Genomic DNA, 14,636 nt, shown 5'->3' with positions numbered 1-14,636 from the left:
GGGTCGGGCCGCCGGGTCCGGCGGCGACCGGGGTGGTGGCCGCCTCGGCGCTCACCGTGCGACGTCCTCTCCGCCCGGGCGCCCGTCGGCCGGGACGCCGGCGGCGGAGCCTGGGCGGCCCGGACCGTCGGCCGGGGCGTCGGCGGTGGAGCCCGGCCGGTCCGGACCGTCGGCGGCGGAGCCGGGGGCGGCCGGGTCGGGGGTCTCGGCCGGCGGCGGGTCGGCGAGGAGCGCCAGGTGGATGAGGCTGACCTTCCGGCTGCCGGCCGGCCGTCGGGCGGGATCGGTGATCCGGTCGTCGTACTCGGCGAGCAGGGCCTCGACGCGCTCCGTCAGCCGGGCCAGCTCGTCGGCGGTGACGTGCAGCGGCCGGTCGCTGAACCCGGTGACCGCCCGCCAGGCCGTCGGCTCGTCGGCCCGCCGGGCCAGGAACTCCTCCGCGCGCCGGGTGTAGAGAGCGAGCTGGACGGCGTTCAGCTCGTCGACGGCCGCCCGCGTCCCGGGGTCGTCTGAGGCGTCGTCCCACGAGGTGTTGAGGGCGGTGGCCCGCCAGGGCCGCTCCCGGGCGTCGGCCCCGGGAGCCCGCTCGGCGAGCCCGTACTTGGCGAGCTGCCGGAGGTGGAACGAGCAGTTCGGCACGCTCTCACCGAGCCGCTCGGCGGCCTGGGTGGCGGTCATCGGGCCCTGCTGGCGCAGCAGGCCGATGAGGGCCATCCGCAGCGGGTGCGCGTAGCCGCGCAGGGCCTTGGGGTCGGAGAGCTTCACCTCGGGCAGCGACATACGCTAAAACTATCTTTATAAAGATGTCTTTAGCAATCGTCCGGCGTCGCCACGGCCGACCGTTCGCAGTCAGCGGTGGCCGTTCCGCGGACTCAGCGGTACATCGTGGCGAGGTAGGCCGGGCCGTAGTGGCGTTCCAGGTCATCGAGGTCCGCCGCCGGGTACTCGACCTCCTTGACCAGCCGGGCCCGGGACGGCAGCGCGTCCGGCTGCCAGCTCTCCGGCTGCCACAGCCGCGAGCGCAGGAACGCCTTGGCGCAGTGGTAGAAGATCTGCTCGATCTCCACCACCACGGCCAGCACCGGGCGGTGCCCCTCGACCGCCATGTCGTCGAACCACGGAGCCTCGCGGACCAGCCGGGCCCGGCCGTTGATCCGCAGCGTGTCGGTGCGCCCCGGAATGATGAAGATCAGCCCGACGTGCGGGTTGTCGAGGATGTTGCGGTAGCCGTCGGCGCGCCGGTTGCCCGGCCGCTCCGGGATGGCGATGGTCCGGTCGTCCAGCACCTTGGCGAAGCCGGGCGGGTCGCCCTTCGGCGAGACGTCGCAGCCGCCGTCCGCGTCGGCCGTCGCCACCAGGCAGAACGGCGACGCGGCCAGCCAGTCCCGGTCCCGCGCGTGCAGGGCGGGGCGCTCCTTCCCCAGCGCCCGGGGGGTCGGCTCGCCCAGCAGCTCGCGTAGTTCCTCGTGCGAGGTGATCTCCACCGTCACGTGATCCTCCCCCGTGCGTTGACCCCGGTGGCGGCGTACCCGCCGCCCGCCAGCCTAGGAGAGCGCGACCAGCGCGAGGTTTGCCCCTGCGGGGCGGGGGTACCGCCTCACCCGACGCGCCCGGAGAAACCGAGCAGTGGAGGCCCGATGGAGAGCCGACTCAAGGTGCTGGGCCATCCCGTCCACCCGATGCTGGTCATGTTCCCGGTCGGCCTGCTGGTCACCGCGGTCCTGTTCGACGTGGTGGACACCGTCGGCGGGCCGGACTTCCTCGGCGAGGTCGCGTACTGGAACATCACCGTCGGCCTGGTCGGCGGCCTGCTGGCCGCGGTGGCCGGGACGTTCGACCTGCTGGCCATCCCGTCGGGCACCCGCGCGAAGCGGGTGGCGCTGACCCACGCCGCGGCCAACGTGGCGGTGATCCTGCTCTTCGCCGCGATCTGGGTGGTCCGGCTCAACGCCGACTCCCGGGGCGCTGGCGGCGCGTTGATCGCCATCGAGCTGGTCGCGCTGGCCATCCTCGGCGTCAGCGCCTGGCTCGGCGGGGAGCTGGTCGACCGGCTCGGCGTCGGCGTGGACCGGGAGGCCGGTCTGGACGCGCCCAGCTCACTGCGACCCCCGGCGGCCACCCAGCGGATCGGCGGCCCGGCATGAGCGGGCGCGGCGAGCGGGTCATCGAACCATCAGCGAGCGCAGCGGAGGGGGCGGCATGAGCGAGCAGGGTGGCGGGTCGGGTCGGGGCTGGCGCGGCCGGCAGCAGGGCTGGGACCCGATGGGCGAACTCCAGTCCCTGCGGTCGGAGCTGCGCCGGCTGGTCGGTGGCCGGGCCGGGCCGCCGGACGTCGAGCTGGCCGAGACCGCCGACGGCTGGGAGGTCGTGGTGCGGCTGCCCGGGGTGGCTCCGGAGGAGGTGGCGGTCGAGCTGGACGACCGCGAGCTCTGCGTCCGGGCCCGCTCCGAGGCCGAGGTCAACGCCGACCACGGCATCCCGGGCGGTTTCGAGACCCGGGGCTTCGAGTACCGGGTCGACCTGCCGTCCCGGGTGGACCCCGACACCATCGACGCGGTCATGGACCACGGCCTGCTCCGGGTGCGGCTGCCCCGGGCCGCCCGGCCCGCGCCGCGCACCATCACCGTCGGCCGCACCGGCCCCCGCCCCGCCGGGGACACGCCGAGCGTCGTCGACCCGGCCGCGGACCGGGAGATGCACCGCCCGGACATCGCCCTCGGCGAGACCGACCGGCCGTAGCGGCGCGTGGTCACCCCGGACCTGCTCGGCCGGGCCGCCGGGCTCGTGCCCGACGTCGGGCGCATCGCCGTGCTGCGCGCCAACGCGCTCGGCGACTTCATCTTCGTACTGCCGGCGCTGGACGCGCTGCGGACGGCGTACCCGCAGGCGGAGATCGTGCTGATCGGCGCGCCGTGGCACGCGAAGCTGCTGCGCGACCGGCCCGGCCCGGTTGACCGGGTGCTGGTGGTGCCGCCCGCGCCCGGGATCCGCTACCCGGAGCCGGGGGAGCCGGAACCGGCGCTGGACGACTTCCTCGCCGCGGCCCGCGCGGAGCGCTTCGACCTGGCGTTGCAGCTGCACGGCGGCGGTGCCAACTCCAACCCGCTGGTGGCCGCGCTGGGCGCGCGGGTCACGGCCGGGCTCCGGGCCGAGGACGCGCCGCCGCTGGACCGCTGGATCCGGTACGTCTACTACCACCACGAGGTGATCCGCTACCTGGAGGTGGCCGCGCTGGTCGGCGCGCCCGCCACCACGATCGTCCCGGCGCTGGCCGTGACCGGGGCCGACCGGGCCGAGGCGGCCGACGTGCTCGGCCCGGCCGAGCGGCCGAGGGTGGCGCTGCACCCCGGCGCCACCGACACCCGGCGGCGCTGGCCCGCCGAGCGCTTCGCCGAGGTCGCCCGGGAACTGGTGGGCGACGGGTACGAGGTGCTGGTCACCGGTACCCCGTCCGAGCGGGAGGTGGTGGACCGGGTGGTCGCGGCGGCGGGGGTGCCGGTCCGCCCGCAGGTGGGCACGCTCGGCCTCGGCGGTCTGGCCGGCTGCTACGCCGACTGCGAGCTGGTGGTCTCCAACGACACCGGGCCGCTGCACCTGGCCGCCGCCGTGGGCACCGCCACCGTGGGGATCTACTGGGTCGGCAACCTGATCACCGTGGCGAACCCGCTGCGCGGCCGGCACCGGCCGATCAGCTCGTGGACGGTGCTCTGCCCGGTCTGCGGCGTCGACTGCACCCCGGGGATCTACCCGCACCGCCCCGGTGACGGCGAGTGCCCGCACCGGGACTCCTTCGTCACCGACGTGCCGGTGGTCGAGGTCGTGGAGGCGGCCCGCGAACTCCTCCGCCCGGGGCCCGGCGCCCCCTGAGCGCCCGACTCAGGCCGGCTGGGCCGCGTCGTCCTCGGCGAGCACGACCTCCCACGCCTCGACGTCCCGGTCGACGACCGTGGTCGGCGACTCCAGGTGGTACGCGCCGCTGGGCAGCACCCCGGCGCCGCCGTGCCGCGCCAGGACGGCGAGCTGGGCGGCGACGTCCTCGCCCTGGTGCTTCTCGTGCACCCGCCGCCAGAAGTCGAACCCGCCCGAGTCGAGCAGCTTCGCCCGGTCGTAGAGCACACAGCCGCCGATCCAGGACACCTTGTACGCCCGCCAGGCCCCCGGCGGCAGGTCCAGCGCCCGCGTGACGTGCAGCAGGTTCGCCGCCGAGTGGATCGCCGCCCGCTCCCACTGCGGGGTGCCCGGGCGGACCCGTTCCGGGTCGGGCGGGCCGGTCCACTCCTCGTAGTGCCGGTGCGTCTCCGGCCGGACGTCGTCGGCGTACGACAGCCCGTGCACCGCGTTGCCGACGAAGCCGCAGCCCAACTCCTCGATGGCGGCGACCAGCCGGCGCAGCGTGCCGGGCTCCAGCCAGACGTCGTCGTCGAGGCAGAGCACGTACCGGGCGGCCGAGGCGGCCAGCAGGTACGCCCGGTGCTCGGCCAGCCCTCGCCGGGGCAGCCGACGGGTCAGCAGCACGGGGTGCCCCCGGTGGCGCAGCGCCCGGACCATGGTGGCCGCCGCCGGATGCCGGTACGCGGCGTCGCCGTCGGACTGGTCGCTGACCACCACCCCGAAGCCGGACACCTCCTCCTGGGCGGCCAGCCCGGCGAGGGTGACGGCCAGCTCGGCGGGACGGTTGCGGGTCGGGACCAGCACGTCGAGCAGCCGCTCCGCGCGGAACCCGTCGGCCGTGCCGGGGTCGAGCGGGCGGTTCACGACGGCTTGCTCGTCAGGGGAGAGTCGCCCTGGGCCTCCTGGCCGTGCGCCCGGATCCGGTCGATGATCGCCGAGGTGGAGCGGTCCGGCACGTACCCGAGGGTGCGCACCTGCCCGCCGAGCCGGCGCACCAACGGCGCCTCCGGCACCATCTCCGGCGGGTAGTCGCCGCCCTTGACGTACACGTCCGGGCGGACGGTCTCGATGAGCCCGGCCGGGGAGTCCTCCTCGAAGACCACCACGTGGTCGACGCAGGCCAGCGCGGCGAGCAGGGCGACCCGGTCCTCGACCGGGTTCACCGGCCGGTCCGCGCCCTTCAGCCGGCCCACGCTGCCGTCGGAGTTGACCGCCACCACCAGCAGGTCGCCGAGCGCCCGGGCCTGTTCCAGGTAGCGCACGTGGCCGCGGTGCAGCACGTCGAAGCAGCCGTTGGTGAAGACGATCGCCCGGCCCGCCCGGCGGTGCTCCGCGACGATCGCGGCCAGCTCCTCGGCGTCGACCAGCGCCCGGTGCCCCGCCTCCACGACGGGCGCGCCGAGGACGGCGAGCAGGTCCTCCCGGCGGCACACGCAGGTGCCGGTGTCCGAGACGGTGATGGTGGCGGCGAGCTGGGCCAGCTGGGCGGCGGTGGGCAGCGGCGCGTCGGCGGCCAGGGCCAGCGTCATCGCCGCCAGGTAGGCGTCGCCCGCGCCGACCGCGTGGCTGGCCGGCACCGGCGTGCTGTGGCTGCGCCGCGGCTCGCCGTCCGCTCCGCCGACCACCGCGCCGTCGGTGTCCAGGGTCACCGCCACCACGTCGGCGCCGGTGTGCGCGCGCAGCTCGGCGAGGCGGGACCCGGCCAGTACGGCCCGGTCGACGCCCTCGCCGGCCGTGGCGTTCACGGTGACGCCGGTGCCGGTCACGGTGAGTCCGTCCCCGGTCATCGCCACCCGCCCCTCGCCGGCGGTCGGCTCCCCGGTCGCCCCGAGCCCGGGGCCCGCACCGCCGGTCGGGCCCGCCACGGGGTCGGTCGGCCCCGGCGCGTCCGGGCTCTGCTGCGCTGCGGCGCGGCCGGGGGAGACGCCCACCGTGAGTTCGGAGGGGCCGTCGGCCGGGGCGTCGCCCCGGTGGTCCAGGTGCAGCTCGACGCCCGGCGCCGGGCGGGCGCCGGCGGCCCGGGCGAGCAGCCGGGTCGCCTCGGCGAAGCTCGGGGTCACCACGGTGGGGGCCAGGCCGCGCCAGTCGGCGAGGTCGTGGGCGTCCAGCGCGACCGTCGCGTACCGCGGGCGGTGGGCGACCAGCCAGGCGCGCACCGGTGCGGAGAGTGCGCCCAGGCCGTAGTCGCAGACCACCAGGGTGGGCGCCGCGCCGCCGGCGGCGCGCAGCTCCTCGGTGGCACAGTCCAGCGCGGTGAGCAGGCGGACCACCCCGTCGTCGTCGAGCGCGTCGTCCGGGTCGCCGGAGTCCTCCCGCAGCAGGATCTGGTTCCCCGCCAGCATGCGCCGCTTCACCGGCGTCGGGCGGCCCGGCTGGTTGACCGTGCGGTCCCAGACGCCGGCCCGGTCGAGGCAGTCGTGCAGCTCGTCACCGGCGACGTCCGCGCCGACCGGCGCCACCAGCACCGCCCGCCCCCCGAGCGCGGCGACGTTGACGGCGGTGTTCGCCGCCCCGCCGGCCGCGGAGATCCGCCGGCGCAGGGTGAGGACCGGGGCGGGCGCCTCCCGGCAGAGCCGGTCGGACTCGGCGAACCGCCAGTCGTCGAGCATGGCGTCGCCGACGACCAGGACGGGACGCCCCAGCCAGCCCTCCACCACTCCCGCGAGCCGGCGCTGTTCCGCTGCTCCTCCTGCCATGCCGTCCCGGGTCCCCCCGGGCATCCGCGTCAAACCTGGGGCCACCGGGGACCGGTTTCGCGCGTCGGCCGCCGGGAAGGGACGGAAGGAACCCCGGAGAGGAGAGACACCACGATGACAGCGAACACACTTCAGGGCAGGCGGATCGCCTTCCTGGCCGCCGACGGCGTCGAGGAGGTCGAGTACGTCCAGCCCCGCGAGGCGGTCGAGCAGGCCGGCGCCACGGCGGAACTGGTCTCGCTCAAGCCCGGCAGCATCCGGTCCTTCAACCACCTGGACCAGTCCAAGGCGTACGACGTGGACGTGACCGCGGCCGACGCGGACGCGGACGGCTACGACGCGCTGGTGCTGCCCGGCGGGGTGGCGAACCCCGACTTCCTGCGCACGGACCCGGACGCGGTCCGCTTCGTCAGGGCGTTCTTCGACGCCGGCAAGCCGGTCGGGGTGATCTGCCACGGGCCGTGGACGCTGATCGAGGCGGACGTGGTGCGGGGCCGGCGGATCACCTCCTGGCCCAGCCTGCGCACCGACCTGACGAACGCGGGCGCGACCTGGGTCGACGAGGAGGTGGTCGCGGACGGCGGTCTGGTCAGCAGTCGCAAGCCGGACGACCTGCCCGCCTTCTGCGCCCGGATCGTGGCAGAGTTCGCCCGGGACGCGCACGCGTCCCGCTGACCGATCGTTGAGCGTGGGGCGGTGGCCGGTGCGCCGCCGACCTCACGACCGACGAGGTGGAAACCGGTCGCGCGCATGTTTCGGGTGAGCGGGGAAAAGAGGCCAGATGACCACGCAAGCCCCGACGTTCGACAGGCGCCAGATCCGGCTGCTGATGTTCGGCCTGATGACCGGCATGCTGCTGGCCGCGCTCGACCAGACGATCGTCGGTACGGCGCTGCCGACGATCGTCGGCGAACTGGGCGGGATCAACCACTACTCGTGGGTGGTGACCGCGTACCTGCTGGCCTCCACGGCCTCGACGCCGCTCTACGGCAAGATGGCCGACCTCTACGGGCGGCGCCCGGTCTTCCTCTTCTCCATCGGCACGTTCCTGCTCGGCTCGCTGCTGGCCGGCCTGTCGCAGGACATGACCCAGCTCATCGTGACCCGGGGGATCCAGGGCATCGGCGCCGGCGGCCTGATGACGCTCGCGTTCACCATCATCTCGGACGTGGTGTCGCCCCGCGAACGCGGCCGCTACCAGGGGCTGTTCGGGGCGGTCTTCGGCGTCTCGTCGGTCGCCGGCCCACTGGTCGGCGGCTACTTCGCCGAGACCGACTGGCGGTGGATCTTCTACATCAACGTGCCGCTGGGGATCCTGGCGATCGTCGTGTGCTCCCGGGTGCTGCGGCTGATCCCGTTCACCCGGCGCGAGCACTCGGTCGACTGGCTCGGCGCGGGGCTGCTCGTCGCCGGGGTGAGCTGCCTGCTGCTCGCGCTGAGCTGGGGCGGCAACGAGTACGCCTGGGGCTCCGGCGTGATCGTCGGCCTCTTCGTGGCGGGCGCGGTGCTCGGGGTGCTCTTCGTGCTCCAGGAGGCCCGGGTGGCGGAGCCGATCCTGCCGCTGCGGCTGTTCCGCAGCGCCACGTTCGCGCTGGCCAACTCGGCCGGCTTCGTGCTCGGCCTGGTGATGTTCGGGTCGATCATCTTCATCCCGCTCTACCTCCAGATCGTCAAGGGGGCCTCGCCGACCCGCAGCGGGCTGCTGATGCTGCCGATGATGGCCGGCATCATCATCACCTCGGTGCTGACCGGCCGGGCGATGAGCCGGATCGGGCGGTACAAGTGGTTCCCGGTGGCCGGGGCGGCGGTGCTGCTGGCCGGGATGCTGCTCTTCACCCGGCTGGAGGTGGCCACCTCGCTCTGGGTGGCCTTCGGCTTCATGGTCGTGATCGGCGTCGGGCTGGGGCTCTGCATGCAGTCGCTGATCCTGGCCGTACAGAACTCCGTGTCGATGCGGGACCTGGGCGCGGGCACGTCGTCGGCTACGTTCTTCCGGTCGCTGGGCGGCTCGTTCGGCGTCGCCATCCTCGGCGCGGTGCTGTCGTCGCGGCTCACCTCGGAGCTGGCCACCCGGCTGCCCGGCGCGATCGCCCAACTGCCGCCGGAGCAGCGGGCCGCGGTGGCGGCGGGCGGCGCGGCGGACGTCTCCGTGAACGACCCGGCCACCATCATGGCCCTCCCCGTCCCGGTGCGCGCGGCCGTCCAGGCGGCGTTCGTCGAGTCGTTGCACCTGGTCTTCCTGACCACCGGCCTGATCGCGATCGTGGCGGTGCTGGTCACCCTGGCGCTGCCGAACGAGAAGCTGCGCGGCGCGGGGCCGGGCGGCGCCACCGGCGGCACGGACGGCCTTGGCGGGGAGGCTCCGGCGCCCGGCGGCAGGCCGCTGGCCAGGGAGTCCAGGGAGGAGGCCGCCGCCGAGATGGAGGCGAAGAGCCAGACGATGCTCTGACGGGCCGGGCCGGGCCGGGCCAGCGGGCTGGCCGGGCCGGGCCGCGCCCGCGGGCGGGGACCGTCAGGGTGTGCTCACTTGAGGATGAGGCGGTTGGTCTGCTCGAAGACGTCCAGGTCGGCGAGGGTCTCGGAAACGCTCGCGGAGAGCGGGGCCGGGAGCTGACTCCGGTGGAAGAAGCCGGCGTCGGTCGTCTCGTCGGTGACCCGGGCCAGCACGCCGTCCCACTCGTCGATTCGGAACGCGGTCGTGAAGATCTGGTACGTGTGGCCGTACATGTTGGTGTGGGTGCGGTCGGGACCGGTGTAGAGGGCGAAGGCGCTGACCCGCAGCGCGCGCAGCCCGGTCTCCTCGCGCACCTCGCGGACGGCGCAGTCGGCGATCGACTCGCCCAGCTCCATGGCCCCGGCCGGCAGGGCCCACTGCCCGTTGTCGGAGCGCCGGATCAGCAGGAGGCGTTTCGCGTCGTCACGCACCACGGCGCGGGCGCCGACGAACATCAGCGTCCGGTCACCGGCGAGGGCGCGCAGCTGTCCCACGTACGAATCGGCCCAGGAGATGCTCACCCGGACAATTTACGGGGCCGGCCCCGGGGCGGGCGGCATTCCAGGGTTCCCAAGCTGTGACCGGCGACACTAACTTGTTACCCATGCGTAGCACGATGATGGACGCCCCGCTCCAGGTCTCCCGGATCCTCGGCCACGGCGCGAGCGTGCACGGCCTGGCCGAGGTGGTCACGTGGACGGGCGGCGAACCGCGCCGGATGACGTACGCCGAGGTCGGGCGGACGGCCGCCCGGCTGGCCCACGCGCTGCGCGACGAGTGCGGCGTCACCGGCGACGAGCGGGTCGCAACCTTCATGTGGAACAACGCCGAGCACCTGGTGGCGTACTTCGCGGTGCCCAGCATGGGCGCGGTGCTGCACACCCTCAACATCCGGCTCTTCCCGGACCAGGTCGCCTACATCGCCAACCACGCCGAGGACCGGGTGGTGCTGGTCGACTCGACGCTCATCCCGCTGCTCGCCCGGGTCATCGGCGAGTTGACCACGGTGCGGCACGTGGTGGTGGTCGGCGACGGCGATCCGACCCCGCTCACCGGGGCGGCCGGCGACCGGATCGTCGTACACCGCTGGGACGCGCTGCTGGCCGACCGCCCGGAGGTCTACGACTGGCCGGAGGTGGACGAGCGCGACGCCGCCGCCCTCTGCTACACCTCCGGGACCACCGGCAACCCCAAGGGCGTGGCCTACTCGCACCGCTCGATCTACCTGCACTCGCTCCAGGTCTGCATGCCGGAGGGGTTCGGCCTCGGGCCGACCGACCGCGAGCTGGCCATCGTGCCGATGTTCCACGCGATGTCCTGGGGGCTGCCGTACGCGGCCTTCCTCTCCGGGGCGTCGCTGATCATGCCGGACCGGTTCCTCCAGGCCGGGCCCATCGCGGACATGATCGCCGCCGAGCGGCCCACCCTGGCCGGCGCGGTGCCGACGATCTGGAACGACCTGCTGGCCCACCTGGACGGCCACGACGTGGACAGCTCCTCGCTGCGCGAGGTGATCGTCGGCGGGTCGGCCTGCCCCCCGGCGCTGATGCACGCCTTCGCGGACCGGCACGGGATCGACGTCATCCACGCCTGGGGCATGACGGAGATGTCCCCGCTGGGCTCGGTCTCCCGGCCGCCGGCCGGCGCGAGCACCGAGGAGGCCTGGCGCTACCGCTACACCCAGGGGCGGGTGCCCGCCGGGGTCGAGGCCCGGATCGTCGGCCCGCTGGGCGAGCCGCTGCCGGCCGACGGGGCGTCCGTCGGCGAGCTGGAGGTACGGGGGCCGTGGGTGACCGCCCGGTACGTCGGCGACGACGCCCCGGACGGGGAGAAGTTCCGCGACGGCTGGCTGCGCACCGGTGACGTCGGTAGCCTCTCGCCGGACGGCTACATCACCCTCACCGACCGGGCCAAGGACGTCATCAAGTCCGGCGGTGAGTGGATATCCTCGGTCGAGCTGGAGAACGCCCTGATGGCCCACCCGGCGGTGCTGGAGGCCTGCGTGGTCGGGGTGCCCGACGAGCGCTGGGGCGAGCGACCGCTGGCCACCGTGGTGCTGCGCGAGGGGGCGTCGGCGACGGTCGAGGAACTGCGGGAGTTCCTGGCCGGCTCGGTGGCCCGCTGGCAGCTGCCGGAGCGCTGGGCCGTCATCGACGCGGTGCCGAAGACCAGCGTCGGCAAGTTCGACAAGAAGGTGGTGCGTTCCCGGTACGCCGGGGGCGAGCTGACCGTCCGGGAGCTCACCGCGTCGTAACGACTTCAGGCGCACCGTCGCCTGTAGAGGGTAGGGACCACTCCTGAAATCCCTCCCCAGGGGCGGCCCCGGCGTTCGCACCGCGCCGGGGCCGCCCGTTCTACGCGGTTTACCCGCCCCGTCATTCTTGCGAAAGTTGTTCGCCTCTGTCCCGATGACGCGGAAATACCCCCAGCCCGGCGTGGTGCGGGCGCCGCCTGCGCTGACGCTGGCCGTACTGCCGGCCCGGCTCGCCCCGCGCCGCAGTCACCCCTCCCCGCCGGTGGCGAGCAGCACCCTTCCGACCACGGAGTTCTCCACCGCCTCGTGCGCCGCGGCGGCCGCCGAGAGCGGGTGCCGGTGCAGTGGTAGCCCCGCCTCCTCGCCGACCCGGACGCCACCCTGCGCCGCGGCGGCGGCCACGTCGACCACGGCCTGGGCCTTGGCGGCCTTGGGCTCGGTGTAGACGAGCACGAACTGCCAGCGCGCGTTCGGCGCCATCGACTGCCGGATCGGCAGCGTCACCTCGTCCCCGCCGTCGTCGGCGTAGACGCAGACCGCGCCACCGCGCCGGAGCAGCCGTACGTCGTCGGCGGCGTTGCGGGCCGCGGAGACCTCGACGATCGTGTGCACCCCGTCGGGGGCGATCTTGCGGACCTCCTCGACCACGTCCTGCTCCCGGTAGTTGACCACGAAGGACGCGCCGGCCGCCGCCGCCAGTTGCGCCTTTTCCGGGCTGCTGACCGTCGCGACCACACAGGCGTCCGCCCAGCGGGCGAGCTGGATGGCCGCGTTGCCCACCGCGCCCGCCCCGCCCTGCACGAGCACGGTGTGGTCGCTCAGCGCGCCCGCGTGCAGCCGGTCCGGCGTGTACTCGCCGGCCGTCAGGCAGCGGTGTGCGGTGAGGAAGGGGATGCCCAGGCAGGCGCCCAGCTCGAAGGAGGCGTCGCCGAGGGGCACCGCCTGCCGGACCGGCACCACCGTGTACTCGGCCGCCGTACCGTACGGCCGCTGCCACGCCGCCTCCCACAGCCAGACCCGCTCGCCGATCAGGTCCCGGTCGACGCCCTCGCCGACCGCCTCGATCACCCCGGCGCCGTCCTGACCGGGGGTCTGCCAGCCGTCCGGCAGGGGTCCCCGCGCGCGGGCCTTCCAGTCCGTCGGGTTCACCCCGGAGAACGCCACCCGCACCAGCACCTCGCCGGGGCCGGGCTCCGGCACCGGCCGGTCGACCAGTCGCAGCACCGAGGCGTCGCCGGTGCGCTCGTACACGATCGCCTTCATCCCCGTCTCCTCACCCGGCGGCCCCGGCCGGGGCGCCGTCGGCTGCGGTACCCGGCGGACGCGCGCCCATGCCGATCCCGACCGGCGCGAACCGGACAAACCCGGACGCCCACCGAGGCGGACCGCGCGGACGGGACGGGCGCCACCACCGAGCCCCCGCCCTGCGGCGGCGCCGCGCCGCACACACCGCCCGCGAGCGCACGGCCCTCGTGAGCGCACTGCCCGCGGCGGAGCACGGCCTGCGCGAGCGCACCGCCTGCGGCGTTGCCGCGTCCGGCGCACCGGTGATCAGGACGCCATGGACCCTTAAACTGCCGGGTAACGTCCATGGCGTCCTGATCACCGCCCGGTTGGGCGGTGATGTCGAGTACGAGGGCTCCGGTGGCCACCAGCAGCAGGCGGCGATCGGCGGTCACCGCCGGTTGGGCGGTGACGTCGGCTGCGGGGTGAGCGGGCCGGGAGGCGCGGTAACAGCCCCTGGCCAGGGGCCGGCTACCCGAGCCGATCCACGGCCTCCGGGGTGAGCTCCCCGACCGAGCCGAGCACCAGCGCCGCGAGCCGCTCGGCGTCGGGATCCAGCGGGTATGCCCCGTGCGGCACCGCCACCACCGTCATCCCGGCGGCGGCCGCCGACCGTACGCCGTTGGACGAGTCCTCCACGGCGACGCAGCGGGACGCCTCGACGCCCAGCCGCTCGGCGACGGCCAGGTAGACGTCCGGAGCCGGCTTGCCCCGCGCGGTCTCCTCGGTCGACAGCGTGGCGCCGAACGCGTCGGTCAGCCCCGTGGCGGCCAGCGCCGCCGCGATCAGGCGCGTCGGCGACGAACTGGCCAGTCCCAGCGGCCACCGTCGCGCCAGCTGGCGCACCACCTCGTCGGCCCCGTCGATCAGCGGTACGCGCTGCGCGTACCGCCGGGTCATCTCCTCGACCACCTCGGCGGCGACCTGCTCGGCGCTCCGGTCGACCCCCAGCTCCCCGCTGAGGTACCGGGCCCACTCGCCGGTGCTCATGCCCATCAGCCGCCGCTGCGTGTCGGCCTGCCAGGTGCCGCCGTGCGCCGCGACGTACGCCCGCCGGACCTCCTCCCAGACCGGCTCGGAGTCCACGATCACGCCGTCCAGGTCGAAGATCACCGCATCCGCCACGGTTCCATCCTGCCCCACGGGCGCGGCGCCCGCCGTGCCCGTGCCGGGCCGACGCCGGCCCTCAGTCCCGCAGCGCGGGCAGGCCGATCGGGTTCTCGCCCGGGATGACCGTGTGGGCGGCGCGGGCGATCGGTACGAGCAGCTCCCGCAGCCGGGCGGTGCGCTCCGGGCCGAGCGTCCGCCACGGGCGGGCGGCGGCGGCGTCGGTGGCGTCCTCGATCACCTGGAACCGGGCGCGGCCCTGCTCGGTCGGCTCGCCCTCCGGCGTCAGCCAGCCCCGCTCGACCAGCCGGGCGCGGGCGGCGCCCCACTGCTCCTCGCTCCACCCCCGCCCGAGCAGGTTCAGCGGGGAGATGTCGAGCGCGACCCGCCACGCCAGCGTCTCCACGGGGTCGAGATCGGCCGCGACCAGCGCCGCCACGTGCCCGTCACCGCGCTGCTCCCGTAGCGTCGTGGCGGCCTGCCAGAGCCGGGCCAACGGGTACTCGCCACGCGGCAGGGCGGCGTTGGCGGCGCCGAGCACCCGCCCGGCGGGCTCCGCCTCGGCGGCGGCGGCCTCCAGCAGCTCGGCGGCCTCGACCAGGTGCGACTCCGGCAGCTCGTAGGTCAGCTCGGCCAGCGCCTGCACCGCGCCGGTGAGCCGCGCCCGCAGCGCCTCCTCGGGGGTGGCCAGCCGCCAGACGGCCGGCAGCGCGCGCGCCACCGTGTGCGGGGCGAAGTTGAAGAACGCCGCGACCACGGGCGCGGGCTCGACGGCCCCGAGGGGCGCGGCCCGGCCGGCGAAGTAGCCGCGCCAGAAGCCCCGCAGCCCGACCGCCTCGAAGGCGGCCCGGGCGCGGGGATGGAAGTAGGTGACCGCGTGCACCGGTTCGAAGTGGGTCCACATCACCCG

General features: G+C 75.0%; 14 protein-coding genes. 6 read left to right on the top strand and 8 right to left on the bottom strand.

What is annotated here, in order from left to right; all coding sequences use genetic code 11:
* Window positions 1-51 precede the first annotated feature (51 nt).
* Entirely contained in the window at window positions 52-780 is a 729-nt protein-coding gene (locus V6V16_RS03155) for a helix-turn-helix domain-containing protein (RefSeq protein WP_334559283.1), read from the bottom strand.
* Between the two features lie 92 nt (window positions 781-872).
* Window positions 873-1,490, bottom strand: coding sequence for a pyridoxamine 5'-phosphate oxidase family protein (locus V6V16_RS03150; RefSeq protein WP_334559281.1), 618 nt, complete (start codon window positions 1,488-1,490; stop codon window positions 873-875).
* Between the two features lie 147 nt (window positions 1,491-1,637).
* Here V6V16_RS03150 and V6V16_RS03145 point away from each other — a divergent pair, with 147 nt between their 5' ends.
* Genes V6V16_RS03145 through V6V16_RS03135 form a run of 3 tightly spaced genes read left to right on the top strand, consistent with a single transcriptional unit; the run spans window position 1,638 to window position 3,867 of the window.
* Complete coding sequence (locus V6V16_RS03145; RefSeq protein ID WP_334559280.1) at window positions 1,638-2,144, top strand: DUF2231 domain-containing protein; 507 nt, start codon at window positions 1,638-1,640, stop codon at window positions 2,142-2,144.
* Between the two features lie 55 nt (window positions 2,145-2,199).
* Entirely contained in the window at window positions 2,200-2,739 is a 540-nt protein-coding gene (locus tag V6V16_RS03140; protein WP_334559279.1) for an Hsp20/alpha crystallin family protein, read from the top strand.
* Between the two features lie 6 nt (window positions 2,740-2,745).
* Complete coding sequence (locus V6V16_RS03135; protein ID WP_334559277.1) at window positions 2,746-3,867, top strand: glycosyltransferase family 9 protein; 1,122 nt, start codon at window positions 2,746-2,748, stop codon at window positions 3,865-3,867.
* 9 nt (window positions 3,868-3,876) lie between these two features.
* On the opposite strand, the gene V6V16_RS03130 is transcribed toward V6V16_RS03135, so the two are convergent.
* Both V6V16_RS03130 and rfaE2 read right to left on the bottom strand, forming a co-directional pair.
* Window positions 3,877-4,755: a glycosyltransferase family 2 protein gene (locus V6V16_RS03130; RefSeq protein WP_334559275.1), complete on the bottom strand. Its 879-nt coding sequence runs from the start codon at window positions 4,753-4,755 to the stop codon at window positions 3,877-3,879.
* On the bottom strand, window positions 4,752-6,587 hold the full coding sequence (rfaE2, locus tag V6V16_RS03125) for a D-glycero-beta-D-manno-heptose 1-phosphate adenylyltransferase (protein ID WP_334559273.1): 1,836 nt from the start codon (window positions 6,585-6,587) through the stop codon (window positions 4,752-4,754). Before rfaE2 ends, V6V16_RS03130 begins: the two co-directional genes overlap by 4 nt.
* A 114-nt stretch (window positions 6,588-6,701) precedes the next feature.
* Here rfaE2 and V6V16_RS03120 point away from each other — a divergent pair, with 114 nt between their 5' ends.
* Both V6V16_RS03120 and V6V16_RS03115 read left to right on the top strand, forming a co-directional pair.
* On the top strand, window positions 6,702-7,262 hold the full coding sequence (locus V6V16_RS03120; RefSeq protein ID WP_334559272.1) for a type 1 glutamine amidotransferase domain-containing protein: 561 nt from the start codon (window positions 6,702-6,704) through the stop codon (window positions 7,260-7,262).
* A 106-nt stretch (window positions 7,263-7,368) separates the two neighbouring features.
* The gene (locus V6V16_RS03115; RefSeq protein WP_334559271.1) at window positions 7,369-9,036 is read left to right on the top strand and encodes an MDR family MFS transporter; all 1,668 of its coding nucleotides are present in this window, start codon (window positions 7,369-7,371) and stop codon (window positions 9,034-9,036) included.
* Between the two features lie 74 nt (window positions 9,037-9,110).
* Here the strand turns inward: V6V16_RS03115 and V6V16_RS03110 are convergent, their stop codons facing one another.
* Complete coding sequence (locus V6V16_RS03110; RefSeq protein WP_334559269.1) at window positions 9,111-9,602, bottom strand: NUDIX domain-containing protein; 492 nt, start codon at window positions 9,600-9,602, stop codon at window positions 9,111-9,113.
* A 98-nt stretch (window positions 9,603-9,700) separates the two neighbouring features.
* Here V6V16_RS03110 and V6V16_RS03105 point away from each other — a divergent pair, with 98 nt between their 5' ends.
* A complete protein-coding gene (locus tag V6V16_RS03105; RefSeq protein ID WP_334559407.1) occupies window positions 9,701-11,335 on the top strand; it encodes a fatty acid--CoA ligase in 1,635 nt (544 codons plus the stop codon).
* Window positions 11,336-11,581: 246 nt separating this feature from the next.
* On the opposite strand, the gene V6V16_RS03100 is transcribed toward V6V16_RS03105, so the two are convergent.
* The 3 genes from V6V16_RS03100 to V6V16_RS03090 all read right to left on the bottom strand — a co-directional run bounded on the left by V6V16_RS03100 (window position 11,582) and on the right by V6V16_RS03090 (window position 14,630).
* Window positions 11,582-12,598, bottom strand: a complete 1,017-nt coding sequence (locus tag V6V16_RS03100; protein ID WP_334559267.1) for an NADPH:quinone reductase — start codon at window positions 12,596-12,598, stop codon at window positions 11,582-11,584.
* 492 nt (window positions 12,599-13,090) lie between these two features.
* Entirely contained in the window at window positions 13,091-13,744 is a 654-nt protein-coding gene (locus V6V16_RS03095; RefSeq protein ID WP_334559265.1) for an HAD family hydrolase, read from the bottom strand.
* Window positions 13,745-13,805: 61 nt separating this feature from the next.
* On the bottom strand, window positions 13,806-14,630 hold the full coding sequence (locus V6V16_RS03090; RefSeq protein WP_334559406.1) for an SCO6745 family protein: 825 nt from the start codon (window positions 14,628-14,630) through the stop codon (window positions 13,806-13,808).
* Window positions 14,631-14,636: the final 6 nt, after the last annotated feature.

The organism is Micromonospora sp. CPCC 205561 (assembly GCF_036906775.1).
GTDB lineage: Bacteria > Actinomycetota > Actinomycetes > Mycobacteriales > Micromonosporaceae > Micromonospora.
Note: the sequence above shows the minus strand (reverse complement) of the source record. Positions and strands in the feature narration are given on the sequence as shown.

What these genes read in the sequence shown, in the direction of transcription:
- V6V16_RS03090 (WP_334559406.1), bottom strand. Translation starts at nt 14,630, where the DNA reads ATGTGGACCCACTTCGAACCGGTGCACGCGGTCACCTACTTCCATCCC.
- V6V16_RS03140 (WP_334559279.1), top strand. Translation starts at nt 2,200, where the DNA reads ATGAGCGAGCAGGGTGGCGGGTCGGGTCGGGGCTGGCGCGGCCGGCAG.
- V6V16_RS03115 (WP_334559271.1), top strand. Translation starts at nt 7,369, where the DNA reads ATGACCACGCAAGCCCCGACGTTCGACAGGCGCCAGATCCGGCTGCTG.
- rfaE2 (WP_334559273.1), bottom strand. Translation starts at nt 6,587, where the DNA reads ATGGCAGGAGGAGCAGCGGAACAGCGCCGGCTCGCGGGAGTGGTGGAG.
- V6V16_RS03100 (WP_334559267.1), bottom strand. Translation starts at nt 12,598, where the DNA reads ATGAAGGCGATCGTGTACGAGCGCACCGGCGACGCCTCGGTGCTGCGA.
- V6V16_RS03145 (WP_334559280.1), top strand. Translation starts at nt 1,638, where the DNA reads ATGGAGAGCCGACTCAAGGTGCTGGGCCATCCCGTCCACCCGATGCTG.
- V6V16_RS03120 (WP_334559272.1), top strand. Translation starts at nt 6,702, where the DNA reads ATGACAGCGAACACACTTCAGGGCAGGCGGATCGCCTTCCTGGCCGCC.
- V6V16_RS03105 (WP_334559407.1), top strand. Translation starts at nt 9,701, where the DNA reads ATGGACGCCCCGCTCCAGGTCTCCCGGATCCTCGGCCACGGCGCGAGC.
- V6V16_RS03155 (WP_334559283.1), bottom strand. Translation starts at nt 780, where the DNA reads ATGTCGCTGCCCGAGGTGAAGCTCTCCGACCCCAAGGCCCTGCGCGGC.